Origin of the sequence: Pseudomonas sp. Je.1.5.c, assembly GCF_051129895.1 — a bacterium.
GTDB lineage: Bacteria > Pseudomonadota > Gammaproteobacteria > Pseudomonadales > Pseudomonadaceae > Aquipseudomonas > Aquipseudomonas urmiensis.
The window spans coordinates 33,832-60,072 of sequence record NZ_JBCPSP010000002.1; the positions used below are offsets into that span (position 1 = coordinate 33,832).

Sequence of the window (26,241 nt, forward strand, 5' to 3'; positions counted from 1 at the left end):
CGCTCATGCAATTGCTGACCCTCCCCCCGTCACCGTCATTGGCTACCTCGATCAGGGCGACCGCACAGGTCTTCGAAGACCCCAGGTCGCAGGCGCTGCTCGCCCACTTGCAACAGGTCGCCCCCAGTGAGGCCAGCGTCCTGATCATCGGCGAGACCGGCACGGGCAAGGAGCTGGTCGCGCGCCACATCCACAACCTCAGTGGCCGGCGCAACGGGCCGTTCGTCGCGGTCAACTGCGGCGCGTTCTCCGAGTCGCTGGTGGAAGCGGAGCTATTCGGCCACGACAAGGGCGCCTTCACCGGCGCCTTGGCAGCGAAGGCTGGCTGGTTCGAGGAAGCCAACGGCGGCACGCTGTTTCTCGATGAGATCGGCGACCTGCCGCTGCCGATCCAGGTCAAGTTGCTGCGCGTGCTACAGGAGCGAGAAGTCGTGCGCCTGGGCTCGCGCAAAAGTATCCCGATCAACGTGCGAGTGCTGGCAGCGACCAACGTACAACTGGAAAAGGCCATCAACGCCGGGCACTTTCGCGAAGACCTGTATTACCGCCTGAACGTGGTGACCTTGTCGCTGCATCCGCTGCGCGAGCGGCCGGGCGACATCCTGCCATTGGCGCGGCACTTCATCCGCAGCTACAGCGAACGCCTGAGCTATGGCCAAGTGGAGCTCAGCCCACGCGCCCAGGCCAAGCTGGTCGAATACAGCTGGCCGGGCAACATTCGCGAGCTGGAAAACGTCATTCACCACAGCCTGCTGACCTGCGGCAATGGCGAGATCCAGGCGCAAGACCTGCGTCTGTCGAACCTGCGCCTGGAACGTCAGGACGAGAGCACCGCGCGTGCATCCAGCGGCGATGCGGTCGAAGATCTGTTGCAACTGGCCTTCAGTCGGCTCTATGAAGAGCAGCCAGGCGAGCTTTACGAGAAAGTCGAGAACGCCCTGCTGCGCTCGGCCTATCGCTTCTGCCATTACAACCAGGTGCACACCGCGCAGTTGCTCGGCTTATCGCGCAACGTTACCCGCACCCGGCTGATCGCCATTGGCGAGCTGGTGGTCAACAAACGCCGCAATCAGGAGCAACCACTGGATAACCGCCTGGTGCGCTTGTCGATCTGACCGCTACCCCGGTGACTGGACACGTTGCACACTCACCGCGCTACGCGAAGCGCTTGTTGTTAGCGCTGGTGCAACACGCGATAAGCGCAAGGCCCGGCAGCCCGAGCCTGGAGTAACATAGGCACTCAACCTGATAGCCGCTCCGGACACCTGAGCATGACCCACGCAGCCAACGTTCCCGACACTGTCGCCACGTCCGTCAGCCAACCTCGCCTGGTGCTGTTCCTGGCCTATGCGCACATGGGCCTGCTCGACCTGACCGGCGCGCAAACGGTGTTCTGGGCCGCCAACAAGGCCTGCGCAGAACGTGGCCTGGCCGGTTATCGGGTGTGTACGGCCAGCGTGCCGGGTGGATTGATTGCAAGCGCCGAAGGTCTGCGGGTGCACACCGAGCCCCTTGAGCCACTACTGCTCGAACAGATCGACACCCTGGTAGTGCCCGGTGCGCCGGAGATCGTGCGCACCCTGCCTGAGCACGTCGAACTGGTCAGTTGCTTGCGTCAGGTCGCCGCCAAGGCACGGCGCACCGCCTCGGTGTGCAGCGGCACCTTCCTGCTGGCCGCCGCCGGTCTACTCGACGGACGCCGGGCCGCCACCCATTGGGCCATGTGCGATGCCCTGCGCCAGCGCTTTCCTGCCATCGAGGTGGATGCCGAGGCGATCTTCGTGCAGCAAGAGCAGGTCTGGACCTCGGCCGGGGTCAGCGCTGGCATCGACTTGGCGTTGGCCCTGGTCGAGGCTGATTGCGGCCGTGAGGTGGCGATGCAGGTGGCCCGCGAGCTGGTGGTTTTCCTCAAGCGCCCTGGTGGCCAGGCGCAGTTCAGCGAGTTGCTCAAGGCCCAGGGCGAGCACAGCGCCGCCTTCGATGAACTGCACCTGTGGCTCAATGAGCATTTGCACGATCCACAGCTGAGTGTCGAGCGCCTGGCTGGGCAAGCGTGCATGAGCCTGCGTAACTTCACGCGGGTGTACAAACAAAAAACCGGACGCACTCCGGCCAAGGCCATTGAAGTGTTTCGTCTGGAAGCGGCCCGGCGCCTGCTGGAAAACACTGACCTGCAGATCGAGCAAATCGCCCGTCAGTGCGGGTTCGGCAGCGAAGAACGCTTGCGCCTGGCGTTCCAGCGCCACTTGGCAGTGACCCCGCGCGACTACCGCGCACGTTTCGCCCGCAGCGTGCCCCTGGCCGAAATCCAGGGTTCTTTGGCCTAGGGCCAAACGCCCTGCGCGCCTAGCATCCAGCGCAACAAACTCAACACCTGCGTGGGCTGCTGCGTTTGTCGGAGCACGGCACGCACCTGCCAGGAAGGCCTATCATTTCCATCGGCCAGCCAACTGGAAAGGCGCCCCCTCTGCGTTTCGAGCGAGCTTTATGCGCGCCGTTCACGTGCCGTGCCCGAACTGATAATTCCAATAATCACCTGGAGCACAACGATGAAACAGATTCTTGTCATTGGCGCAGGCTTCGCCGGCCTATGGAGCGCCTTGGGTGCCGCGCGCCTGCTTGACCTGCAGGGCCGCGACGATGTGCAGATCAGCGTACTTGCGCCCAAAGCCGAGTTGCACGTGCGCCCGCGGTTTTATGAGCCCGACGTGCACACCATGGCCGCCCCCCTGCAAGCGCTGTTCGACGCGGTCAACGTGCGCTTTATCAAAGGCACCGCCTACCGCATCGATGAGGGCCGCCAGTCGGTGGCCTATCGTGATCCTTCCGGGGCTGAGCTGAGCATTGGTTATGACCGGCTGATCATGGCCTGCGGCAGTCTGCTTAACCGCCCCGCGCTGGAGGGTTTCGATCAACACGCCTTCGACGTCGACAAGATCGACTCGGCGACGCGCCTGGAAGAGCACCTCAAGTCGCTCGCCTCCCAGCCTGACAGCCCAGCGCGCAATACCGTGGTAGTCGCCGGCGGCGGCTTTACCGGCATCGAGACCGCGACCGAACTGCCGACCCGGCTGCGCGCCATTTTCGGTGAGCAGGTGACCCCGCGCATTGTCGTGGTCGATCGCGGCGCGAAAATTGGCGCAGCGCTGGGCGCGGGGATCAGCCCGGCCATCGAGGCGGCTTCAACCGAGCTGGGCATCGAATGGATCTGCGGCGCCACCGTGGCCTCAGTCGATGGCGATGGGGTGCTGCTGGACAATGGCCAGCGCATCCCGGCCAAGACAGTGATCTGGACCGTGGGCTTCAAGGCCAACCCACTCACCGAGCAGATCCGTGGCGAACGCGACCGCCAGGGCCGCCTGCATGTCGACGGCAACCTAAAGGTCAAGGGCAATGGCGCGGTCTATGCCGCCGGTGATGTGGCCTATGCGGCGTGCGACGAGGTCGGCAACTATGCGGTGATGTCCTGCCAGCACGCGATTCCGCTGGGGCGTTATGCCGGCAACAACGCCGCCGCCGAATTGATCGGCGAGGCGCCGATGACCTACAGCCAGCCCAAGTACGTGACCTGTCTGGACCTGGGCGCCTGGGGCGCGGTGTATACCGAGGGCTGGGATCGCCAGGTGGCGCCGCCTGAGGACCGATTCGAGGCCAAACAACTCAAGCAGCAGATCAACTCGGTGTGGATCTATCCGCCAGCGGCAGACAAGGTTGCGGCGTTGGCGGCGGCGGATCCGTTGATTCCGGTGGCGTGATCGATCCTGGGACCGCTGCGCGCTCCATCGCAGGCAAGCCCGCTCCTACAAAAGCCTGTGTTGGAGCGCGCAGCGGTCCCAGGGGCCTAACTACGCTCATTGACGCCCCACCATCGCCACAATGGTCGCCTGCAGCTCCTGCCTGGCCTGCTCCGCCGTCAACTCGCCCGCCGCTGCCGCCAGCGCCAACGCATCTGCCGCACCGACCAACACCCGCAACCCCGCCACGCCAACATCCCCACCTGGGGCAAACGGCGCCAGGGCCAGGCGACACTTCTCCAGAAACGGCCCTTCATAGACTCGCTTGAACGCTTCCATTTCCGGCGAACCCGCCAAGGCCGCGCTGACGCCCGGAATCTCTCGCCCTTGGCTCAGCACACAATCGACATAGGCCTGGGCAATCACCGCCGCTCGACTGTGCACGTTCGGCTCGCAGTGCGCCAATGCCGCATCGAGCATGGCCGTCTGGCGCGCGTCGTACTCCTGATACAGCGCCGCCAACAAGCCGGTGCGGGTTTCGAAATGGTCATACACCACCGGCTTGGTGACCCCCGCCTGCTCGGCCAGGCGGCCCAGGCTCAGCGCATCGGTGCCCTCCTCGCGGACCAACTGCCAGGCCACCTCCAGCAACTGGCGGCGACGTTCGTCACGCGACAGGCGTTTACGCGGCGAGGTTTTTTCGGCGCTTGACATCGCTTACCTACCAAAAGTAACTTACTAATCGTAACTTACCTTGAGTATATAGCCCGTGTGGCTAGCGCGCACCCCTATCCTGGAGAATCGAGCATGAAAGCCTTGATCGTCATCGGCCACCACGACCCCGCCTCGCTGACCCACGCCCTCGCCGGGCAGATCGCCGAAGGCCTGGCCCGCGCCGGACACAGCAGCGAAATCGCCGACCTGGCCAGGGAAGGTTTCGATCCACGCTTCGGCCTGGTTGACCATACGGTGCACCGCCGCTTGGCTGGGCCACCGGCCGATGTGCTGCTCGAGCAAGCGCGGATCGAGCGCGCCGATGCCCTGGTGCTGGTGTACCCGATCTACTGGTGGTCGCTACCCGCGCTGCTCAAGGGCTGGGTTGAACGGGTGTTCAGCAATGGCTGGGCGTTCGACTATCACCCCGACGGCAAATTGATCAAGAAACTGGGCGGGCTGCCGGTGCAACTGGTTGGGGTCGCCGGGGCCGATGCGGGGACCTTCGAACGCCATGGTTATGGGCAGGCGATGGTTACCCAGATCGAGCACGGAATTTTCGATTACTGCGGCGCGCGGGTGCTGGGTTCGACGCTGTTGGCGGACAGTGAGAGCGGGGACAATGCGGGCAATCTGCAGCGGGCGCGTCAGTTGGGGCTGCGGTTGTTCGAGGGGGTCGAGGCAGCAGCTTGAACGCAGGATCGCTGGGGCCGCTTTGCGGCCCCTATTGATTCCCCATTGCGAGAGCACAACCTACCCAGCTACCATTGAGAACGATTCACACTCACGATCGGATATCAATCGTTGGACAGCTCCTCGACCCGCAAGCTGGGCTTCTTTTTCAGCGACCATCACCGCTGGCTGCTCCAACACATCCACAAGCGCCTGCGCAATCGCGCCGATGCCGAAGACACTGCGGCCGAAGCGTTCTGCCAGATGCTCGGGGCGCGGGTCGATCCAGACAGCATCGAGCAACCACGCGCCTACCTCTCGACCATCGCCCGGCGGCTGATCTTCGACCGCCACCGCCGCCGTCAACTGGAACAGGCCTACCTCGAACGCCTGGCCCTGCTGCCCGAGCAGGTCGCCCCTTCGGCCGAAGAGCAGCTGCTCTTGATCGAAGCCTTGCTGACCATCGACCAAGTGCTCGATGGCCTGCCTGCGATCGTCAAGACCGCCTTCCTCTACAGCCAGCTCGATGGCATGAGCTATGTCGAGATCGCCAGCAAGCTGCAGCTGTCAGAGCGCACCGTCAGCCGCTACATGAAACAGGCCCTGCGCCAGTGCTACCTGTGCGAGCTGCAATCATGAGCGCGCGCACGCTGGACAGCATCAGCGAACAAGCCATCGACTGGATGGTCGAGCTCAATGCGCGCAGCCCCGATGCCGCCCTGTTGCAGCGCCTGCAGCAGTGGCTGGAGCAGGACCCACGCCACCAGCAGGCCTGGGATCGCCTGCAACAACGCCTGGCTCGCCCGTGCGCGGCGCTGCGCACGCTCGATCAACGCGCGCCGGGCCAAGCCAGTGCCGCGCGTAACCTGCTGCTGCAGCCCACCCAGTCGCGGCGCGAAGTACTGCGCGGCCTGGCCGGCCTTGGCCTGCTGGGTGGCGGCCTGTGGGCCGGCTGGCGCAGTGACACTGCCCAGGACTGGATGGCCGATCTGCATACCGGCGCCGGCGAGCGGCGCAGCTTCACCCTGGACGATGGCAGCCACCTGAGCCTGAACAGCGCCAGTGCCGTCGACCTGTTGTTCGACGCCGAACAACGTCTGCTGGTGCTGCGCCACGGTGAACTGGTGATCCAGGTGGCGCCCGATCCTAAGCGGCCGCTGCGCGTGCGCACTGCGCAAGGCCAGCTGCAGGCCCTTGGCACACGCTTTTTGGTCAGCCAGGAGCTCGACGCCACGCGGGTGGTAGTGCTTGAACACAGCGTGCGCGCCAGCCTTGTCGATGGCCGTCAGCTGGACGTGCAACAGGGCCAGGCTGCGCTGCTGCGCGCCACCGGCATCGAACCTCTGGCCAGCGAGCAACAGCAGCGCGCGGCCTGGCTCGATGGCCGCCTGGAAGTGCTCGACGAGCCGCTGCAGGCGGTGGTCGATGCGCTGCGCCCCTATCAGCGTGGCTACATCCGCGTGGCCCCGGATATCGCCACCTTGCGCGTACAAGGGGTATTCACCCTGGACCAGCCGCAACACGCCTTGGCCGCACTCAGCGAGGCCCTGCCGATCGAGGTCAAGCGCTATGGTGCGTGGCTGACCTTGATCGGGCCAAAACGCCAATAATGAAAATATTTTTGCAAATCATTCGTAATGGTGTCCGGTTTTCAATTCTCGTCCCACCTATCTCCTGACAGCCAACCTCTAAATCGGGAGAACACCGTGCACAACAACTGGCCCCGCGCCCTGCCCCTCGTCGTCGCTCTGAGCAGCTTCAGTGCCTTGGTCCAGGCGCAGACCCTGTCGTTCAACCTGCCGCCCGCGAGCCTGGCCACCACGCTCAATCGCATCGCCAGCCAGAGCGGCCACATCATTGCCCTGGAACCGGCGCTGGTGCGCGGCAAGCAGGCCCCGGCCGTGGTCGGCCAGATGAGCGCCGAACAGGCCATGCAGGCCGCCCTGGCCGGTAGCGGCTTGCAGTTGCGGGTGAGCGCCAGTGGCCACTTCAGCGTGGCCCCGGCCAGCGCTGGCGAGGACGTGATGGAGCTGGGCGCGACCAGTGTCACCGACAACTATCTCGACGCCACCAGCGAAGGCAGTGGCTCTTATGCGGCCCGCGCAGTGACCCTGGGCAAAGGCACGCACACCCTTAAAGAAATCCCCCAGTCGGTGACGGTGATCACCCGCAAGCAGCTCGACGATCAGGGCATCACCGACCTCAAAGACGCGCTCAACCACACCACCGGCCTGGTCGGTGCCCAGGGCATCGGCCCGGGCATGGTCATCACCTCGCGCGGCTTCCAGATCGATGACTGGCAGTACGACGGCGTACCCATCCCGCGCAACAACTACTCGCTGGGCAACTGGGCGACCCAGGACCTGGTGTTCTTCGACCGCGTCGAAGTCCTGCGCGGCGCCTCCGGCCTGTTGCAAGGCACCGGCAGCCCAGGTGGCGCGATCAACCTGGTGCGCAAGCGCGGCCAGGCCAAACCCACCGTGGCGATTACCGGCAAGGCCGGCTCCTGGGATCACTATGGCCTGCAGCTGGACGCTGGCGGTCCGTTGACCAGCGACGGCAAGGTGCGCGGGCGGATGGTGCTCGATGAAGACCAGAGCGACAGCTTCATCGATTACCAGTGGGGCAAGACCCACTCGCTGTATGGCGCCCTGGACATCGACCTGAGCGATGCCACCACCATCGGCGGCGGCATCAGCTACAGCCGCGAGCAATCCCGGCCGATGCTGCGTGGTATTCCCCGCTACGCCGACGGCAAGCCGGCCAACGTGTCGCGTTCGACCTACACCGGCGCCCGCTGGAGCCGCGCCGAGACCGACGTCACCACCTATTACCTGGACCTTGAGCACCGCTTCAACGACGACTGGACCTACAAGGCCGCGGCCATTCGCATGGACGAGACCAACACTTCGACCCACCAGCGCGTACAGACCACCGGCCAGGGCCTGAAGCCCGATGGTACTGGCATCACCTATGCCGACTGGATCACCGACTTCCACAACACCAAGATCGGCCTGGACATGAACCTGGTCGGGCACTTTGACACAGGCTCCGTGGCACACGAAGTGACCGTCGGTGGCAACTACTCCAAGCTGACCTCGGACGATGCCTACTGGCGCAACTTTGCCGCCGACCCCGATGACAGCATCTTCGACATCGACCATGGCCGCCCGGAACCCAGCCGTGACAGCTTGCTGGCAAGCAACATGGGCCGCGCCAACAAGGCCAGTTACGACATCCGCCAGAAGGGCCTGTACGGCGCCTGGCGCGTCAAGCCAGTCGAGGACCTGACCTTGGTACTGGGTACCCGCGTGAGCTGGTTCGACTACAGCTGGGACTCGATCGACTTCAATGGCCCGAACGATCCGGGCAATCGTTATCCCACCAGCCGCATGACCGAAACCGGGCAAGTCACCCCGTACGCGGGCTTTGTCTACGACCTGACTCGCGAGTGGGCCTGGTACGCCAGCTACACCGACGTGTTTATCCCGCAAACCGAACGCGCGGTCGGCAATACCCCGCTCAAGCCTGTGATCGGCAGTAACTATGAAACCGGCCTGAAGGCCGAGCTGCTCGACGGACGGATCAACACATCGATCGCGCTGTTCCGTTACGATCAGGAAAACCGCGCAGTCACCGATACCGCCTCGGGTTTTGCCTGTGACGACTGGTACTGCTCCACGGCCGCCGGCAAGGTCCGCAGCCAGGGCGTGGAAGCCGAGATCAGCGGCGAAGTGCTCAGCGGCCTGCAGTTGTTTGCCGGCTACACCTACAACACCACCAAATTTCTTGACGACCCGGACGAAGAAGGCCGCGTGTTCAGCCAGTGGACGCCCAAGCACATGCTGCGCGCCTGGGCCGACTATCAGCTACCGGTGGACGACCAGCGCTGGAGCACCGGCCTGGGCTTCACCACGCAAAGCCACACCCTCGGTTACGAACGTACCTACAGCGTGCCCGGCTACACCGTGTGGAGCGCACGCGTTGCCTATCAGCTGACCCCGGAAGTCAACCTGGCGGTCAACGCCAACAACCTGTTCGACAAGAAGTACTGGGTAGCGGGCTTCAACCAGCTCAATGGCAGCAACAACTACGGCGAGCCGCGCAACTTCATGCTGACGGTCAAGTACACGCCGCAGTTCTGAGGCCTGGGTCAGTCCAGCAAGGGCCACTGCGCCAGTGGCCAGTAGCGGCCCTTGCGTGACTCGTACAAGGTGAAGTGGCGCGCACTGAGGAAAAACTCCGGCGCGCTGCCGGCCTCTGGCAGCTGGCCGCGGAACTCCCGTGCCAAGGTCAGGTGCGGGCGGTAATCGCGCGACTCGCGGGCAATCCCCAACGCTAGCGCCGCCTGCTCCAGCGCATAGACCAGTTGGCGCAGCGCTGGGGGAGTTTGCTCAGCTTCGAGCACCAACACGCCCGGGCGCGGCCACACCTGCAATCGGTCCAGCACCAGGCGCAGCGGCGCCTGGGGACGGCTAATACTATCGACTGCCGCACACAACGCCGGCAGCTGCGCCGCGTCGACATCCCCCAGAAACAGCAAGGTCAGGTGAAAGTTTTCTGCCGGCACCGGTTTACCGCTGCGTAAACCCAGCTCACGTCGCCATTGCGCGATCGCGCGATGCTGTGCCTCGCTCAGTGACAGGGCGAAAAACAGACGTTTGAAAGGGCTGCCAGTGGGGCGTGCTTCCTTGGCCATGGGCATTCCTGATGGGTGAAGGCGAACCTGAGTGTACCGCTTCCCTAGTCTATAAATCGGCAAAAAACCAGTTGAAACGTTTGCGCAATCGGTAGGCCATTGCACCAAAGTCACCCCGATTGGATGTAACAAGAGGTACAAAGTCCTACGACGATTGTTTATGCTGGCGCGCTTACGCCATGGCGCATGGCCATTTTCGACAAGTATCCGTTCATGAAAATTGCACTCGTACTGATCTTCGTTCTCTCGATCGCCTATGTTCACCTACGCGGTCGGGTACGACACAAGTTGACTCGCCAACTGGGCGATCACTCAAGTTTCCTGGCTCCGGTCAACAGCTTCCTGTACCTGTTCTCCAAGCACCCGGCCAAGCCTTACCTGCCGGTGGAAGCGTTCCCCGAGCTGCAACCGCTCAAGGACCATTGGCAGGAAATCCGCGAGGAAGCCCAGCAGTTGCTGCACGTGGGCGAGATCAAGAAGTCCGATAACTATGACGATGTCGGTTTCAACTCGTTCTTCAAGACCGGTTGGAAGCGCTTCTACCTGAAGTGGTATGGCGAGAGCCACCCCTCGGCTATGAACCTGTGCCCACGGACCACCGAGCTGCTGCAGGGTATCGGCACGGTTAAAGCGGCGATGTTCGCCACCCTGCCGCCCGGCGCCAAGCTGGTGCGCCACCGCGACCCGTATGCCGGCTCGTACCGCTACCACCTGGGCCTGGACACGCCGAACGACGATGGCTGCTACATCGACGTGGACGGCGAGAAGTATTCCTGGCGCGATGGCGAGGCAGTAGTGTTCGACGAGACCTACATCCATTACGCCGCCAACACCACCGAGCACAACCGGATCATCCTGTTCTGCGACGTCGAGCGGCCGCTCAAGTACCGTTGGGCGACCGCGTTCAATCGCTGGTTCAGCCGCAACGTCATGGCCGCTGCTGCGGCGCCCAACAATGCCAATGACAAGACTGGCGGCATCAACCGCCTGTTCACCCGCATCTACAAGATCCGTGAACGCGGCAAGGCGCTGAAAAAGCGTAATCGCATGCGCTACTACCTGGAGAAATGGGCAGTGGTGGCAGCATTGCTGTTGCTGTTCATCTACATCTGAACCCTGCTGGGCAACGTGGGAGCCAACTCAGACGCTCCCACGGTGTCGACAGGTTCGTAAGTCGTAGTTTTTTCCGACCATCTTCCCCCCTCCTCGCCGCGCACATTCGACTAGCCTGAAAGCTCCTGCCGTAAACCCCACAAGGTGAAGACAATGAGCATGATGGACTGGGACGCCTACCGTAAGCAGCTGATGGCCGGCATCGGCGATCTCAAGCAACTGTCGCCCGATACCGTGGCCGGCTACATGACCGCCAGCGGTGCCGGGGCCAAGACCAACCACCTGGACGCCAAGACCCGCGAACTGATCTCCCTGGCCGTGGCCGTGACTACCCGCTGCGACGGCTGTATCGCGGTGCATTCGCAACAGGCCGTCAAGCACGGCGCCAGCCGCGAGGAGATCGCCGAGGCGCTGGGCGTGGCGGTGGCGATGAACGCAGGGGCGGCGCTGGTCTACTCGGCGCGCGCGCTGGATGCGGTGGGCAAGCTCAGCGAGTAAACCCCAGCCAGCGTCGCCGCCCTTGCGCGGCGACGCTGCGCCCACCAGACTTGGCGGCCAAGCCTGCGCAGGAACCGCCATGATTCACATCCGCCCCATGACCCCGGAAGACTTCGAGCGCTTCTGGCCGACTTTCCAGAGCATCGTCCAAGCCCGCGAGACCTATGCCTACGACCCGCAGCTGAGCGCCGAACAGGCACGCCAGTTGTGGCTGGAGCTGCCCCTGCGCACGTTGGTGGCAGAACAGGACGGTGAGTTGCTCGGGTCGTACTTTCTCAAGGCCAACGCCGCTGGCCCCGGCGCGCACGTGGGCAATTGCGGCTACATGGTCTGCCCGGCAGCACGCGGGCGCGGGGTGGCCAAGCTGATGTGCGAGCACTCGCAGAAGTTGGCGCGCCAAGAAGGTTTTCTCGCCCTGCAGTTCAACTCGGTGGTGGCCACTAACGAGGTGGCCGTGGCGCTCTGGCACACGCTGGGGTTCGAAACGGTCGGGCGCCTGCCCAAGGCCTATCGGCATGCCCGGCTGGGGTTGGTGGATTGTTTGGTGATGTACAAATGGCTGGCCGACGAGCCGGTGGTGGAGAAGCCTGCGCTGTTGATCGGGCGCAAGAATATCGAGGCGCGGGTGTCGCGGCGGCGCGGACGCTAACAGCAGCATTTTGCGCTGTCTGTACCGGCCTCTTCGCGGGCAAGCCCGCTCCCACAGGGTTGGTGGTGAACCTTGTGGGTCTGGCCTCTTCTCGGGTTAGCCCACTTCCACAGGGCTTGTGAACCTTGTGGGTCTGGCTTCTTCTCGGGTTAGCCCACTTCCACAGGGCTTGCGGTGAACCCTGTGGGAGCGGGCTTGCCCGCGAAGAGGCCGGTACAGGCAACAGCTACCTGACGCCTAACTCAGAACGCCAGACCTACCTTGACACCAAACTCATCGCGCTTGAGCTTGGTGTTATCGGCTACCGGCGAATCCTCATCGAGCTTGTACTCGGTGCGGGTGTAGTAAACCCCGGCATAGATCGGCATGCCGCCTTGCTGGTTCATCAGCAGGCTGACCTCGGCATACGGATTGGTGCGGTCCTTCATGTCGACGGTGTCGCTGCCAAAATCATCCACCTTGAGCTTGGCGCGGCCATCGATCGTGTGCCGTGCGCCCACTTCAACGCGCAGGGTCGCGGCATCAAACTGATGGTTGTAGCCCAGCGCAGCCTTGGCGAACGGCGACTTGTAGGTCAGCTCGGTGTCCAGGTCGTTGAGCTCAGGCTCAAAGCGCGACCAGTCATAGCCACCGCCGACGGTGATGTCTACGAAGTTGCGCGCATCCAGCGCGGCGCGCCAACCCAGGTCGAGGTCGATCTGGGCTTCCTTGAGCTTGTTGTCGTTCTTCTTGCCATATTTGGCCTCGGCGCCAACCTGATAGATCAAGCCGGATTCAGCGGTCATCTTGTTGCCGAAGTTGGCGAACACACCGCCCTGGCCCAGGTGATCGGTCTCGGACTGCGAGCCGCCCTCATACTTGAACTTGTCGTAGCTACCCAGCACACCGAAGGTGAACAGTGGATCGGTGCTTGGCGCGGCAGAGGCCGCCAGGGGAGCGCCCAACAGGGCAAGCAGGCAAGAGTGACGCAGCAGATTACGGGTGGACATTCGCGGAAGTCTCCATGACGTGAATGTTGATGGGAATCGCTCGCTTCGAGGCACGCTGAATGTGAAAAGTTCGAAAAAAAATCAGTAAAAACTCATAAGCCTGCGTCCCATCACAGAAATTTCCTACTGCGCTGCGTTGACGCCCCCTGCATTCGGTGGTCAGATGCGCGCCAGTTTCAGGTGTCCTGCGCCGCCGTGCGCAGGGTGAAACGGGAAGCCGGTGCGTCGTGTTCACGACAAGTCCGGCGCTGCCCCCGCAACGGTAAGCGAGCGAAATCTTCGACAGACCACTGTGCGCATGCATGGGAAGGTGAAGGTTTCTTGATCCTCGCAAGCCCGGAGACCGGCCTGAAGCTTCAGTTGGCAAACCCGCGGTGGGCGGGCGCAGGCCGGTTTGCGCGTGCGCGCCTGCGCCCGTGCGTGCTCGTCTTTGCGTTGTTTCCACCGGGAACCATTTCTTCCTGCAGCAGTGGAACGACATGTCCCGTACAAGCAAGCTTCACACCCTGGCGGCCTGCCTGGCCGTTTCCCTTCCGGCCCTGGCCGATGAACCTCAACGCGCAGTGCTGGCCCTGCCTTCGACAGCGATCACCGACGTGCACGACGAACCGCGCGTCGACCTGGCCACGCCGACCCAAGCAGGCTCACGCCTGGGCCTGAGCGCCCTGGAAACCCCGGCCAGCACCAGCAGCATCAGCGCCGAACAGATCCAGCAACACAGCAACCTCACCGTGCAAGACGCCGTCAGCCGTTCGCCCGGCATCACCTTCATCGGCAACCCAGGCGATGGCGGCACCGCGCTCTCGGCACGCGGCTTTACCGGCCACGGCTCGGTAATGACCCTGTTCGACGGTGCCCGGCTGTATACCGGCGCAGGCACCCAGACCTTCCCGGTCGATCCGTGGATGGTCGAGCGTATCGACGTGATTCGTGGCCCTGCCTCGGTGCTCTACGGTGAAGGCGCCACCGGTGCGGTGGTCAACGTGATGCCGAAAAAACCCTTCGCAGGCGAGATCCGCAATCACCTGCGCCTGGGCTATGGCTCCTGGGACCGCACCCAGCTTGGCCTGGACAGCGGCGGCAGCCTGAGCCAACGCCTGAGCTATCGGATGACCCTGAACCAACAGCAGGGCAACGGTTACGTCGACCGCGGCGACTCGCGCAACCTGGCCCTGAGCGCCGCGCTGCGCTTCGATGCCACGGACGATTTGAGCTTCACCCTCGCCCACGAGCGCGGCGATGCCGAGCCGATGAACTACTTCGGCACGCCCTTGATCGACGGTCATTACCGCGACAGCCTGCGCAAGAAAAACTACAACGTGCGCAACGATGTGCTGCGCTACCACGATGAGTGGACCCGCCTGAACACCGAGTGGACCCTCAGCGACAACGTCAGCGCCAGCAACCAGCTGTACTACATCAAGAGCCGTCGACACTGGCGCAATGCCGAGAACTACAACTGGGACGCAGCCCAAGGCCAGCTGCTGCGCAATGGTTTTCTTGAGATCAAGCACAATCAGGAGCAGATCGGCGATCGCCAGAGCTTCACCTTCGACCACTCGCTGTTCGGCCTGGCCAGCAAGACCGTGGTCGGCGCCGAGTACAACAAGATCCGCTTCAAGCTCACCAACAATGCCCCCTACAACGACATCGGCGGCGACTACATCGACCCATGGGACCCAGCGCCCGGCTGGTTCGACAGCCAAAGCCCGCTGCGCCCGCGCACTCACAGCACCACCCACACCTTCGCCCTGTTCGCCGAGAACCGCACCCAGCTGACCGAGCGCCTGTCGTTGGTCAGCGGGATTCGCCGCGACCAGAACCACATCGACCGCGACAACCTGCTCGATGGCAGCCGCAGCGACCGCAGCCTCAATGGCGGCAACTGGCGCGCAGGCTTGGTGTTCGCCGTCACCGACGACCTGTCGCTGTATGGCCAGTACTCCACCAGCGAGGACGGCGTGAACAACCTGGTGAGCCTCAGCCCGACGCAGATGGACTACGACCTGACCGAGTCCAAGCAAACCGAGCTGGGCCTCAAGCAGCGCTTCTGGGACGGCCGCGGTGAGTGGACCTTGGCGGCGTATCACATCGTCAAGAAGAAGCTGTTGGTCGACAACCCGATCACCCACGAGCCACAACAGGCTGGCCAACAAAGTTCGAACGGTCTGGAAGCCAGCGTGGAACTGGCCTTGGCCAACCAATGGCATGTCTCGGCCAACGCCTCGCTGGTACGCGCCAAGTTCGATGACTTCGATGAAGTGGTCGCAGGGGTGGCGGTGGACCGCAGTGGCAACCGCCCGGACAACGTGCCACGGCGCAGCGCCAATGTGTGGTTGAGCAAAGGCTTTGGGCAGGCGCTGGATGCCGGTGTTGGCCTGCGTTATGTCGATGCGCGGTATGCCGACACGGCCAATAGCAAGCGCATCCCGGGGTATACCGTGGTCGATGCCAACCTGGGCTGGCAGGTGCTGCCGGATGTGCGCCTGGGGTTGCAGCTGAACAACCTGTTCAACCGCGATTATGTGGTGTCGGCGTACAGTGGCGAGCAGTGGTTGCTGGGGGCGCCGCGCTCGTACTTTGCGACGGTGGATTACAGCTTCTGATCGATTGAGGCAGTGCTGACGTCATCGCGGGCAAGCCTGCTCCTGCAGAGGGCGCCGTTGGCCCTGTAGGAGCAGGCTTGCCCGCGATAGCGCCTGTCGCATCTCACCAACACCAGGCCCGCACAAAAATCCCTATCACTCGCAAATCGAATAGTTATAAGATAACGTTTCATTTGATATCCATTCCTGCCTGCGACCCCTCCCATGACAAGCGCCAGCGCCACCCCCACCCTGCTCACCCAGCGCCTGCAAAGCATCGATGCCCTGCGCGGCCTGGTAATCGTGTTCATGCTCCTGGATCACGTGCGTGAAACCTTCTTCCTACATCGCCAGGTCAGCGACCCCATGGCCATCGACGCCACCGACCCATCGCTGTTCTTCAGCCGGACCCTGGCTCATCTGTGCGCGCCGGTGTTCGTCCTGCTGACCGGTCTTTCCGCCTGGCTGTATGGCGAAAAATACCAGGGCCGGGGCGATGTCTCGGCGTTCCTGTTCAAGCGCGGGCTGTTCCTGGTGGTGCTGGAGTTCACCCTGGTCAACTTCGCCTGGACCTTCCAGCTGCCACCCAGCGTGATCTACATGCAGGTGATCTGGGCCATTGGTGTGAGCATGATCGCCCTGTCGCTGCTGGTCTGGCTGCCACGCCCTGCCCTGATCGCCCTGGGCGCGGCGATCGTCGCCGGGCACAACCTGCTCGACGGCCTGCACTTCGCGCCAGGGTCGTGGATGCATGTGCCGTGGGCGATCCTGCATGACCGCGGCTGGCTGGAGTTCTCTGACAGCCTGCGCCTGCGCACCTCGTACCCGGTTCTGCCGTGGATCGGGGTAATCGCCCTCGGCTATGGCCTGGGCCCATGGTTCACCCGCGCCAGCGATGCTGGCGAGCGTCAGCACCGGTTGTTGCTGGCCGGTGCGTTGGCCCTGCTGGGCTTTCTCGTGCTGCGCATGCTCAACGGCTATGGCGAAGCGCCGTGGAGCAGCTACCCGACGCTGACGCAAACGCTGATGAGCTTCTTCAACATCACCAAGTACCCACCGTCGCTGTTGTTCCTGACCCTGACCCTGGGCGCCGGCCTGCTGCTGTTGCGTGGTTTCGAGCGCGCCGGGCAGGCACGCTGGATCAGTGTCCTGGCGGTGTTCGGCGCCGCACCGATGTTCTTCTACCTGCTGCACCTGTACGTGCTCAAGCTGCTGTACCTGGCCAGCGTGGCCCTGTTTGGCCTGAACCACGGCGACTACTTCGGCTTCGACAGCATCGGCGCGGTGTGGCTGGCAGCGCTGCTGCTGGCGGTCTCGCTGTACTTGCCAGTGCGCTGGTTCGCCCGGCTCAAGGCGCGCCGGCGCGACATCGCCTGGCTCAAGTACCTGTGAAAAGCGTTTCACCCGGCGGCCTGATGGTCTACCATGCCGCCCGCCGGTTTCCACCACGGAAATAATAGGGAATCCCCGGCCTGCCCTGATGCAGGCCAACTGGAACTGCCCCCGCAACTGTAGGTGCCGAGCCCGCTCCATCGATGCCACTGGATCCGCTGATCCGGGAAGGCTGGAGCGGGGCGCAGACGCACCAGTCAGGAGACCTGCCGGCCTACATATTCCAACCGGCGGGGTGTCCGGGATGGTCATCTCCACCCTTGCCAGGGTGTGGCCTGTTGCCTTGCGCAACGGGCTCGGCGATGCCTGTCCGTGCGTTCATTCCGTGAACTGTTCGATAGGAGATCGCCCCATCATGCTGCCTCGTTTCGCCGCCCTGCTCGCCGGCCTGAGTCTGACCGGTCTGGCCCAAGCCGCCGCCACCCACTACCCGTTGACGGTCGACAACTGTGGCGCGCCGCAGACCTTTGCCCAGGCCCCCGAGCGTGCCGTGACCATCGGCCAGGCGGGCACCGAGATGCTCTACGCATTGGGCTTGGGCGAAAAATTGGCCGGCACTTCGCTGTGGTTCAACAATGTCCTGCCTGAGTACAAAGCGCAGAACGACAAGGTCGAGCGCCTGGCTGACAACGACCCAAGCTTCGAGGCCGTGGTCGGCAAGCGCCCGCAACTGGTGGCGGTACAATTCGAGTGGATGGTCGGCGCCCAGGGCGTGGTCGGCACCCGTGAGCAATTTGCTGAGCTGAACATTCCCACCTACCTGTTGCCCTCCGATTGCGAAGGCAAGGACAACCTGGTCGGCGCCGACGGCACCCGCCTGCAACCGTTCCAGATCGACAGCATCTACAAGAGCGTCAGCCAGCTGGCCGAGATCTTCGACGTGCAAGCGCGCGGCAGCGCACTGAATGCCGAACTCAAGGCGCGCCTGGACAACGCCAAGCAGCAGTTGGCCGGCAAGGACCTGTCGCACACCTCGGCGCTGTTCTGGTTCTCCAGTGCCGACCTGGATATCGACCCGTACGTCGCCGGTCGCCAAGGCGTGGCCGACTTCATGCTGCAAACCCTGGGTGTGCGCAATGTGGTCGAGTCCACCGAAGAGTGGCCCACGGTCGGCTGGGAAACCCTGGCCAAGGCCAACCCGACCTGGCTGATCATCGCGCGCATGGACCGTCGCCGCTTCCCAGCCGATGACTACCAGAAAAAACTGGAGTTCTTGCGCAACGACCCGGTCACGCAGAACATGGATGCGGTCAAGCAAGGGCGGATCGTCGTTCTCGACGCCGACGCCATGCAGGCCGGTATTCGCCTGTTCCGTGGCCTGGAAACCCTGTCTAGCGCCTTCGCCTCCGGTAAAGCCGCGCAACCATGATCCGCCTGCTGCCCTACACCGCCCTGGCCCTGGCCGCGCTGGTCGCGGCCCTGTTGGCGGGCATCGCCATCGGTGAGACGCCATTGTCGCCAAGCGTGGTCTATCAGGTGCTGGCCAACCAGTTGTGGAGCGCGGGCTACCCGGTCGACCCGATCGATGCCGGCATCATCTGGAACTATCGCCTCACCCGCACCCTGGTCGCCGCGGCGTGCGGCGCCGGGCTGGCAACCTGCGGGGTGATTCTCCAGGCATTGCTGCGCAACCCGCTGGCCGAACCCTATTTGCTGGGTCTGTCGGCCGGGGCCTCGACCGGCGCGGTGGCAGTCGGCCTGCTCGGTCTGGGCGGTGCGGCGCTGACGATGTCCGGTGGCGCCTTTATCGGCGCCCTCGCCGCCTTTGGCCTGGTCTTGCTGCTGTCGCGTGCCAGTGGCCCCACTAGCAGCAACGCCCAGGTGATTCTTGCCGGTATCGCAGGCTCGCAGCTGTTCAGCGCGCTGACGGCATTTCTCATTACCAAGTCGGCAACCGCTGAACAGGCGCGGGGCATTCTGTTCTGGCTGCTGGGCAACTTAAGCGGTGTGCGCTGGCCTTCGGTGTGGCTGGCGTTGCCAGTCGCCCTGCTGGGGCTGGCGGTGTGCTTGTGGCATCGGCGCGCCTTGGACGCGTTCACCTTCGGCGCCGACTCGGCTGCCTCGCTGGGCGTCCCGGTCCGGCGCACGCAATTGCTGCTGATCAGCTGCGCAGCACTGGTGACCGCAGTGATGGTGTCGATCGTCGGCGCCATCGGCTTTGTCGGGCTGGTCATCCCGCATGCCCTGCGCCTGCTGCTTGGCCCCGGGCATAGCCGCCTGCTGCCAGCCAGTGCCCTGGGCGGGGCGCTGTTTCTGATCAGCGCCGATATCCTTTCGCGCACGCTGATCAGCGGCCAGGTGATCCCGGTGGGCGTGGTCACGGCGCTGATTGGCGCGCCGGTGTTCGCGTTGATTCTGGTCAGCCGCAGGGGGCGCCCATGACGATAATGACAGCCTTGCAGGTGGCGCCGTTGTCCTGCCTGGGCCTCAGTTTGCGCCTGGGCGGGCGCACGGTGCTGCAAGACATCGACCTGGCAGTGATCCCTGGCGAAACCCTGGGCGTGGTCGGCCCCAACGGTTCGGGCAAGTCGACCCTGCTCAAACTTCTGGCCGGCTTGCTCAAACCCAGTAGCGGCACGGTGCAATTGCTTGGCGAGCCCCTGGCGCAGATGCCCCGGCGCCGGGTTGCACAGGGCCTGGCCCTGGTCGAGCAACAAGCCGACACCAGCGACGCCATCAGCGTCTACGATGCCGTGGCCCTCGGCCGCACGCCGTGGTTGTCGGCCCTCGCGCCGTTCTCTAAAGACGACCGCAGCATCGTCGAACAGGCCTTGCTCAACCTCGATGCGCTGCACTTGCGCGAGCGGCTCTGGCATAGCCTGTCGGGTGGTGAGCGTCAGCGCGTGCACATCGCCCGCGCCTTGGCGCAACGACCGCAGGTGCTTTTGCTCGACGAGCCGACCAACCACCTGGATATCCAGCACCAGTTGAGCCTGTTGCAACAGGTGCAGGCGCTGCAGGTAACGACCCTGGTCGCGCTGCACGATCTCAACCAGGCACTGACTTGCGACCGTCTGGCAGTGCTCGACCAGGGCCGTCTGGTCGCGCTTGGCAAGCCACTTGAGGTGCTCACCCCTGAGCGTCTGCTGAGCACCTTTGGCGTGCACGCCCACTACCTCACCGACCCTTACGACGGCGCGCGCATCCTGCGCTTTCGCGCCCCCTGAACCTGGAAGTTCTCGCTATGCTGTTGCGCCCGTTTGCCCTGCTGCTTTCTAGCGCCCTGCTCGCCCCGCAGGCCTTGGCTGAAGTCCATGAAGTGAAAATGCTCAACCGTGGCGCCGACGGCGCAATGGTCTACGAGCCGGACCATCTGCGCATCGCGCCGGGCGACAGCGTGCGCTTCTTGCCTACGCAGAACGGGCACAACGCAGCCAGCATCGCCACCCTGCTGCCCACCGGTGCCGAGCCGTTCAAGAGCAAGCTCAACCAGCCCGTCGAGCAGACCTTCAGGGTACCGGGGCTGTACGGCATCCAGTGCATTCCACACCTGGCCATGGGCATGGTCATGCTGATCCAGGTCGGCGAGCCGACCGGGCATACTCAGTCGCTGCCAGACAACCTCCCCGCCCGCGCCAAAGCCCGCCTGCAGGTGCAACTGGAGAAACTGGAGGCTGGTCAATGAGCCCTTTGCTACGCATGACCCTGGCGCTGCCCTGGCTGGGCATCAGCGCCCTGGCCGCGGCTGAGTCTGCCCAGTCGCAGTCCAACGGCTTTGTCCAAGACAGCACCTGGAGCCTGCTCAACCGCAGCGTGTTCGACCAGCGCGACTACCGTCATGGGGGCAGCAACAGCAGCGCGCGCAACGCCTACAAGCCGCGCAGCGAACGCAACGGTAAAGCCGAGGAATGGGCCTACGGCCTGATGGGCAGCGTGCAGTCCGGCTTCACCCAAGGCCTGATCGGCGTCGGCGTCGATGCCCATGCCTACCTCGGCGTGCAGCTCGACAGCGGCGGCGGCCGCGCCGGCAAAGCGCGCCTGCTGGGCGTGGACAATCAGGGCCACCCGAAGAACGAGTACAGCCGTGGCGGCGCGGCGCTCAAGCTGCGCCTGTCCAACACAGTGCTGTCCTATGGCGAGCAGCGAGTCAAGACGCCCGTTTTCAGCTCCTCGGACAGTCGCCTGCTGCCCGAGACCGCGACCGGACTGTTCCTTACCAGCAACGAGATCGACACCCTCAAGCTGGTCGCCGGGCATTTCACCGAAAGTACCGACCGCAACGCCTCCAGTCACAATCAAGGCTTCGTGGTGAATTATTCCAATGCACGCAAGGGCAACAGCTTCGACCTGGCCGGTGCGGTGTGGAACCCGAGCAGCGCAGTCAGCGCCAGTCTCTACACTTCGCGCTATGAGGACAGCTGGAACCAACACTACCTGGGCAGCACCCTCAGCCATGCCCTGGATGATCGGCGCAGCCTGAGCCTGGATCTCAACCTGTACCGCACCAGCGACACCGGCAAAGCCCTCTCCGGGCAGATTGACAACACCACCTGGAGCCTGGTCTCGCGCTACAACCACGGGCCGCACGGCTTCAGCCTCGGTTGGCAGCAGGTCGATGGCAACACCCCGTTCGACTATGTCACCCGCGGCGCGATCTTCATCAGCAACGCCGTGCAGCTGTCCGACTTCAACGCCCCCAACGAGAAGTCGTGGCAGGCGCGGTATGACCTGAACATGGGCGCCTATGGCGTGCCCGGGCTGAACCTGACCGCGCTGTATGTACGCGGCTTCGATATCGATGGCAGCCATGTCGATCAGCATGGCGGCTATGCGTACCTGGGCTATGGCAAGGGCGGCAAGCACTGGGAGCGTGATCTGGAAGCGCGCTACGTAGTGCAAAGCGGCAAGGTCAAAGGCACTGCCTTCTCGCTGCGTCACAACATGCATCGGGGCAATACCGCGCAAGCCGAGCTGGATGCCGATCAGATTCGCTTGGCGGTCGAGTTCCCTTTGACGGGTGGGTTCTGAAGCGCAGCGCTAGCTTAGTGACAACTGCATATGGGTGGTACGCCAAAGCGGATCCTGTTCGACATCGATTATCTCGAACCCCTGGCGCTCCCAGAAGCTGATCGCCCCCGGCAAAAACGGATGAGTATGCAGGTACAGTAGCTCGACCCCGGCGTTTACCGCGCGTTCGCGCAACGCCTGGAACAGCGCCTGAGCCAGACCACAGCGGCGATAGTCCGGCAGGACGAACAACCTGACGATCTCAACCGTGTTCACCCCGCGATAATCGAGTTGGGCAAAGCGCTGGTCGTAAGGCAGATAGCCAATGGCTGCGACCAAGCGAGCTTGGTCACGAGCGATCAGAAAGTGGCCGTCGCCGTCCAGGTAAGTTGCGGCAAAACGCCCGAGGTCAGCAGGCAGTGGTGCTCCCGCCAGCATGGGAAAAAGCGCACGGCGGGCGCTATCGACAAAGGACACTACCTCATCGATGGCATCAGGGTTTACCGAGGTGATCGTCCAGCTTTTCATTGCACTCTAGGCCGTGGGCAAAGGCGGTTTTCTACGCGATTGGCAGGGCCTTGGCAAATCACTTGATTCCAGGCAGCACCGCGGCCCTGGTTGGCGCCTACTTGAAGTAATAACCATCAAGGCTGCCCTTGCCGAAATACCGCTCGTATTCCTGCATGGCGTAAAGGTCCATCATGCCGGCGATATAGTCAGTCACCAGACGTTTGCGGTCCCCTTCGACCGAGCGCAGCTCTGGCGGCAGGAGCATGTTGTCCTTGTTGTAGCGTTCATCGGTATAGACCTCGAACAGCCTGCGAATAACCTGCTCGCCGCGCTTTTCGTAGAGTTGCACGTCCTTCTTGCGCAAGATGGCCTTGAACAGCAGTTTCTTCAGGCCCTCGGCCAGTTTACCGTGCTGCTTGTAGCCAAGTTTGCCGCCGACCAGTCCGATATCTTCACACAGGGTATTGACGATCTTGGAGGTCAATTCCTTCTTCAACACCATGGCGTATTCCTCTGACGACCCGGAACGGCGAGCCTGCATGGCATCGTTCTGGACCTCCTTGGCCAGGCGCTCGATCGTGTCGTAGGCGTCGGAAAACTTTTCACTGATCTTGAACTCGTGCAGGATCTCGCCAAGGCTGATCAACCCGAAACTCAAGGCGTCTTCCAGATCATGCGCGGCGTAGGCGATCTCGTCGGCCAGGTCCATGATTTCGGCATCGATGCTTTTGACGATCTGCACATCGTGCTTGGCCAGCTCGCCAGTTAAAAACGCATGATCGTCGTCATAGAGAAATTTCTTCGGGTCGTCTTGGCGCAGATGGAAGTACTTGGTCACCCCCATCAAGGTGCGGACATTGAGGTTCAGCCCGTCATAGGCATGGTGCTTGCGCTCCAGCGTGCGCAGAATGCGAAACGCCTGGGCGTTGCCTTCATAGCCGCCACAGCTCTGGCACAGCTCATTGAGCACGGTTTCACCGTGATGGCCAAACGGCGGGTTGCCGATATCGTGGGCAAGTGCTGCGGCTTCGGCGACCACCGTGTCCTTGAGCTCCAGGTCGCTGGCGATCGAGCGGGCGATCTGCGCGACTTCAAGGCTGTGGGTCAAGCGATTGCGATTGAAGCGCCCGGCATCGATCCACAGCAGCTGCATTTTGCCTTGCAGGCGACGGAACGACGAAGAATAGAGAATCCTTGCATAGTCGCGCATCAAACCCTGGCGGCCGCCAGAACGGCCGTCGTTGTGCGAAACCACGCGGTATTCCAGCCGCGATACTCGCTGTTCCTGCTCGCGGGCATAGTCTTTGACATCTTTCTCGTACATGGGCTCATCCTTAGCTAATCAATCAAACCGTCGCGTGCCAATCACGCCGGCAGGCGAAAAGGCAGCCGCGATACATCACAAGCGGCCACATCACGTTCGAACTGCGCATGGCTGTAATCGCGTGGGTAATAGGAAAAACACTTCAGATCAAAGTAGTCGCTTTGCGTCATGTAGCGCCTGGACAATGCCAGGCTCTCAAGCTCGGCCTGCTCGGAACTGAGCTCAGCGCTCAGGTGCATCTGGGTCACGCCACCGGCCTGGGCACTGGCAGGGTCAACCGGCGATGCGCCGAGCGAACGCAGCTCTTGTAGAAAATCTGCGCAATGGCTGTTCGGCCCATAGACCACCACCGGCCCCACCGACAGGCCTTTGAAGTACTGGGCGTGGGCATCCAGCCAGCGCCGGGTTTCATCCAGCGTGCGCGTCGTTTCCCCGGCATACAGCAGCACGTTGAGCTTGACCCAGATGCCGTGGCTGGCGCAGGTTTCGAGCAGCTCGCTGGCCGCGTCGAGATAGCGCCTTGGCTCAGGCGCCTTGTTCATGTGCCTGAGCTGCTGCAGCGAGGCCGACTCAAGCCCCAGGTCGATCACTTTCATGCCGGCCGCCGCCAGAGCAGCCACCGCATTGGGCTTGACGCTGTCGACCCGACTTTCGCAGCGCCAGGCGACGTCGATGCCCGCGCGCTGGACCTGATCGGCAAGCTGCTCGGCCCAGCGTCGCTTCGGCACCAGGTAGGATGATTGAAAGTACGGACGCACCGTTTGATCACCATAGTCGGCGATGATGCGTTGCAGCTCCTTGACGATCAGCGTTGGCGCCTTGAGGTCTTCCAGTGGTATCGCTCGTTCTTCGCAGAACGCACAGCCGCGGCCACAGCCGCGAGAGGTTTCAATGCTTGGCTGATAGCGTGCAAAGCCTTCGACCAGGCGATGATTCAGACCGCAATCAGCGGGTGCCTGCCATTGCCCCTGGAAATCCAGCAGGCCGGGCAGGAGCTGCTCGCCTACCCCCTGAACGATCAGATCCGCGTGCGGCAGCACTCCCTGCAGCCAAGCCTTGTCCGGACCTGTGACCCAACGCCCACCGACCACAATCCGTGCCCCCCGGTCGGCACGCTTGACTGCCTCACAGAACAGACGCGACCACTCCAGGGCATAGAAACTTGGGATCGACAGCAGCACCTGGGTATCGGCACTGATCCGCCCCTGCTGGTGCAGGCGCTGCACCAGCGCCGAGGGGTGTTCATGCTCGCCATGCACCATCAGCGTATCCAGGCCATTGACCTCACACAGCGTGGCCAGGCCCAGGGCACCGTAGTTCAAGTACAGTTGCTGCCGCGCCAGCGGGTGATCGCGTTTTTTCGGCTGCAGCAGGCCTGCAGAAACGAACAGCACCGAGCGCTGGCGGCCCTGCCTGGCGATCAGCCGCGCACCGTCAGCGCCACCGAAAATGGTTGGGCTCATGCTGGGTGGCCGCACCATTCACAGGTGTCATCGAGCGCGCCGTCGCTGGCGCCTTCGACTACAAGAATTTGCCGGTTTGGCCCTGACTGCTCGTCCTCGCGAATGCACGCCTCGCACAACGTAACCGTCGGATACTGCTCGCACGTGCGATCTGCAAGCATGTCGCCCTGCACCATGCACCTTTTCATAACGTTTCTCCCCGATTGCCAGACAAGGGCCTAAGCCCCTGATTGCTGGTCTATTCAGGTGGATGCGGGCAGGTCGTGTCAAAAACCATGCGTTTAATCCAAGCCGGGAAAAAGGCCTGATTCCGACAGGCTGGCGTGTGCTGCTAGCGAGGGAAAAACCGGTAAACTGGCCGCCTCTACCGCGCCCAAGGCCTGCCTGTCGATGATCCGCCTGCCCAAACTGCTGCTGCCCCTGCTCCTGCTCGGCGCCCTCGCCGCTTGCGACCAGAAACCGACTCGTGAAGAGCAGATCCTTGCCAACCTGCCCCTGCAGGATGCCTATGAGCACAACATCGGCCGCATGGCCGCGTTGCTCGCCATGACCCATCCGCAGGTGCCGCAAGAGCAGATCAAGGTCGTGCTGCGCAAACACCTGACCGTCGAAGACCAGCGCAACGACCTGTTCAAGCTGTACAGCGAACAGAACTTCAGCGATGCCGAGTTCGACACCATCGTCCAGGCCACCCAGGATCCAGCCAAGGCCAAGGCACTGGGGGAAACTGCCGAGGGCAAGCGGCTGAGCGAGAAGCTCACCGGGCTGATGCGCGAAAGTGCCCGGGATGAAAAGGTCCAAGCACTGGCGCAGGAGCGCATGCAGCAAGTGGAAGATGAATTGAACCAGAGCCAGTGACGTGGGAGCTTTCTGAAAGCCGCTGTTCACGCGCCCCGTCAGTTTGTTCCCGTTTCACCGTCCACATAGCTGCGATGGCGCAGAGCGAGTAAGG

Annotated in this window: 25 protein-coding genes and 2 riboswitches; of the genes, 18 read left to right on the top strand and 7 right to left on the bottom strand. The window is 63.2% G+C overall.

Annotated elements, in window-relative coordinates:
• Nucleotides 1-5: 5 nt before the first annotated feature.
• The 3 genes from AAZU54_RS02105 to AAZU54_RS02115 all read left to right on the top strand — a co-directional run bounded on the left by AAZU54_RS02105 (nt 6) and on the right by AAZU54_RS02115 (nt 3,755).
• On the top strand, nt 6-1,115 hold the full coding sequence (locus tag AAZU54_RS02105) for a sigma-54 interaction domain-containing protein (protein WP_186553370.1): 1,110 nt from the start codon (nt 6-8) through the stop codon (nt 1,113-1,115).
• A gap of 156 nt (nt 1,116-1,271) precedes the next feature.
• A complete protein-coding gene (locus tag AAZU54_RS02110) occupies nt 1,272-2,327 on the top strand; it encodes a GlxA family transcriptional regulator (RefSeq protein WP_186553371.1) in 1,056 nt (351 codons plus the stop codon).
• 222 nt (nt 2,328-2,549) lie between these two features.
• Nucleotides 2,550-3,755 carry an NAD(P)/FAD-dependent oxidoreductase gene (locus tag AAZU54_RS02115; RefSeq protein WP_434726446.1) on the top strand — a complete coding sequence of 402 codons (1,206 nt, stop codon included), beginning with the start codon at nt 2,550-2,552 and terminating at the stop codon, nt 3,753-3,755.
• Nucleotides 3,756-3,851: 96 nt separating this feature from the next.
• On the opposite strand, the gene AAZU54_RS02120 is transcribed toward AAZU54_RS02115, so the two are convergent.
• A complete protein-coding gene (locus tag AAZU54_RS02120) occupies nt 3,852-4,448 on the bottom strand; it encodes a TetR/AcrR family transcriptional regulator (RefSeq protein ID WP_312154650.1) in 597 nt (198 codons plus the stop codon).
• Between the two features lie 93 nt (nt 4,449-4,541).
• Between AAZU54_RS02120 and AAZU54_RS02125 the strand changes: the two genes are divergently transcribed.
• From AAZU54_RS02125 to AAZU54_RS02140, 4 genes are all read left to right on the top strand, one after another.
• A complete protein-coding gene (locus AAZU54_RS02125) occupies nt 4,542-5,141 on the top strand; it encodes an NAD(P)H-dependent oxidoreductase (RefSeq protein WP_434726447.1) in 600 nt (199 codons plus the stop codon).
• Nucleotides 5,142-5,252: 111 nt separating this feature from the next.
• Nucleotides 5,253-5,759, top strand: coding sequence for a sigma-70 family RNA polymerase sigma factor (locus AAZU54_RS02130; RefSeq protein ID WP_392465001.1), 507 nt, complete (start codon nt 5,253-5,255; stop codon nt 5,757-5,759).
• On the top strand, nt 5,756-6,730 hold the full coding sequence (locus AAZU54_RS02135) for a FecR family protein (protein WP_434726448.1): 975 nt from the start codon (nt 5,756-5,758) through the stop codon (nt 6,728-6,730). Before AAZU54_RS02130 ends, AAZU54_RS02135 begins: the two co-directional genes overlap by 4 nt.
• Nucleotides 6,731-6,826: 96 nt before the next feature.
• Complete coding sequence (locus AAZU54_RS02140; protein ID WP_186553377.1) at nt 6,827-9,265, top strand: TonB-dependent siderophore receptor; 2,439 nt, start codon at nt 6,827-6,829, stop codon at nt 9,263-9,265.
• Nucleotides 9,266-9,273: 8 nt separating this feature from the next.
• Here AAZU54_RS02140 and thpR read toward each other — a convergent pair whose 3' ends face one another.
• Nucleotides 9,274-9,819, bottom strand: coding sequence for an RNA 2',3'-cyclic phosphodiesterase (thpR, locus tag AAZU54_RS02145; RefSeq protein ID WP_434726449.1), 546 nt, complete (start codon nt 9,817-9,819; stop codon nt 9,274-9,276).
• 213 nt (nt 9,820-10,032) lie between these two features.
• Between thpR and lpxO the strand changes: the two genes are divergently transcribed.
• The 3 genes from lpxO to AAZU54_RS02160 all read left to right on the top strand — a co-directional run bounded on the left by lpxO (nt 10,033) and on the right by AAZU54_RS02160 (nt 12,079).
• The gene (gene lpxO, locus AAZU54_RS02150; protein ID WP_434726450.1) at nt 10,033-10,932 is read left to right on the top strand and encodes a lipid A hydroxylase LpxO; all 900 of its coding nucleotides are present in this window, start codon (nt 10,033-10,035) and stop codon (nt 10,930-10,932) included.
• Between the two features lie 153 nt (nt 10,933-11,085).
• Entirely contained in the window at nt 11,086-11,430 is a 345-nt protein-coding gene (locus AAZU54_RS02155) for a carboxymuconolactone decarboxylase family protein (protein ID WP_392465008.1), read from the top strand.
• A gap of 79 nt (nt 11,431-11,509) precedes the next feature.
• Nucleotides 11,510-12,079 carry a GNAT family N-acetyltransferase gene (locus AAZU54_RS02160; protein ID WP_264234512.1) on the top strand — a complete coding sequence of 190 codons (570 nt, stop codon included), beginning with the start codon at nt 11,510-11,512 and terminating at the stop codon, nt 12,077-12,079.
• A 242-nt stretch (nt 12,080-12,321) separates the two neighbouring features.
• Here AAZU54_RS02160 and AAZU54_RS02165 read toward each other — a convergent pair whose 3' ends face one another.
• On the bottom strand, nt 12,322-13,068 hold the full coding sequence (locus tag AAZU54_RS02165; RefSeq protein WP_186553382.1) for an outer membrane beta-barrel protein: 747 nt from the start codon (nt 13,066-13,068) through the stop codon (nt 12,322-12,324).
• A 161-nt stretch (nt 13,069-13,229) separates the two neighbouring features.
• Nucleotides 13,230-13,434: riboswitch (cobalamin riboswitch) on the top strand.
• A 113-nt stretch (nt 13,435-13,547) separates the two neighbouring features.
• Here AAZU54_RS02165 and AAZU54_RS02170 point away from each other — a divergent pair.
• The 7 genes from AAZU54_RS02170 to AAZU54_RS02200 all read left to right on the top strand — a co-directional run bounded on the left by AAZU54_RS02170 (nt 13,548) and on the right by AAZU54_RS02200 (nt 22,013).
• Nucleotides 13,548-15,674, top strand: coding sequence for a TonB-dependent receptor (locus AAZU54_RS02170; protein ID WP_434726451.1), 2,127 nt, complete (start codon nt 13,548-13,550; stop codon nt 15,672-15,674).
• 204 nt (nt 15,675-15,878) lie between these two features.
• The gene (locus tag AAZU54_RS02175; RefSeq protein ID WP_434726452.1) at nt 15,879-17,045 is read left to right on the top strand and encodes a DUF1624 domain-containing protein; all 1,167 of its coding nucleotides are present in this window, start codon (nt 15,879-15,881) and stop codon (nt 17,043-17,045) included.
• Between the two features lie 27 nt (nt 17,046-17,072).
• Nucleotides 17,073-17,273, top strand: a riboswitch (cobalamin riboswitch).
• A gap of 127 nt (nt 17,274-17,400) precedes the next feature.
• Nucleotides 17,401-18,414 (top strand): ABC transporter substrate-binding protein, encoded by a 1,014-nt coding sequence (locus AAZU54_RS02180; protein ID WP_186553385.1) that lies wholly within the window; start codon nt 17,401-17,403, stop codon nt 18,412-18,414.
• Entirely contained in the window at nt 18,411-19,427 is a 1,017-nt protein-coding gene (locus tag AAZU54_RS02185) for a FecCD family ABC transporter permease (protein ID WP_186553386.1), read from the top strand. Before AAZU54_RS02180 ends, AAZU54_RS02185 begins: the two co-directional genes overlap by 4 nt.
• Entirely contained in the window at nt 19,424-20,212 is a 789-nt protein-coding gene (locus AAZU54_RS02190) for an ABC transporter ATP-binding protein (RefSeq protein WP_186553387.1), read from the top strand. Before AAZU54_RS02185 ends, AAZU54_RS02190 begins: the two co-directional genes overlap by 4 nt.
• A 17-nt stretch (nt 20,213-20,229) precedes the next feature.
• On the top strand, nt 20,230-20,670 hold the full coding sequence (locus AAZU54_RS02195; RefSeq protein WP_186553388.1) for a pseudoazurin: 441 nt from the start codon (nt 20,230-20,232) through the stop codon (nt 20,668-20,670).
• Nucleotides 20,667-22,013 carry an OprD family porin gene (locus tag AAZU54_RS02200; protein WP_434726453.1) on the top strand — a complete coding sequence of 449 codons (1,347 nt, stop codon included), beginning with the start codon at nt 20,667-20,669 and terminating at the stop codon, nt 22,011-22,013. The genes AAZU54_RS02195 and AAZU54_RS02200 overlap by 4 nt, the downstream gene beginning before the upstream one ends.
• A 9-nt stretch (nt 22,014-22,022) precedes the next feature.
• On the opposite strand, the gene AAZU54_RS02205 is transcribed toward AAZU54_RS02200, so the two are convergent.
• The 4 genes from AAZU54_RS02205 to AAZU54_RS02220 form a co-directional block, all read right to left on the bottom strand.
• A complete protein-coding gene (locus AAZU54_RS02205) occupies nt 22,023-22,520 on the bottom strand; it encodes a GNAT family N-acetyltransferase (RefSeq protein ID WP_312154143.1) in 498 nt (165 codons plus the stop codon).
• 97 nt (nt 22,521-22,617) lie between these two features.
• A complete protein-coding gene (gene dgt, locus AAZU54_RS02210) occupies nt 22,618-23,826 on the bottom strand; it encodes a dGTP triphosphohydrolase (protein WP_434726454.1) in 1,209 nt (402 codons plus the stop codon).
• A gap of 41 nt (nt 23,827-23,867) precedes the next feature.
• On the bottom strand, nt 23,868-25,289 hold the full coding sequence (locus tag AAZU54_RS02215; protein ID WP_434726455.1) for a B12-binding domain-containing radical SAM protein: 1,422 nt from the start codon (nt 25,287-25,289) through the stop codon (nt 23,868-23,870).
• Nucleotides 25,286-25,450: a hypothetical protein gene (locus tag AAZU54_RS02220; RefSeq protein ID WP_312154135.1), complete on the bottom strand. Its 165-nt coding sequence runs from the start codon at nt 25,448-25,450 to the stop codon at nt 25,286-25,288. The genes AAZU54_RS02215 and AAZU54_RS02220 overlap by 4 nt, the downstream gene beginning before the upstream one ends.
• A 229-nt stretch (nt 25,451-25,679) precedes the next feature.
• On the opposite strand from AAZU54_RS02220, the gene AAZU54_RS02225 reads away from it, so the two are divergent.
• A complete protein-coding gene (locus AAZU54_RS02225) occupies nt 25,680-26,147 on the top strand; it encodes a hypothetical protein (protein ID WP_186553392.1) in 468 nt (155 codons plus the stop codon).
• The last annotated feature ends 94 nt before the right edge of the window (nt 26,148-26,241 follow it).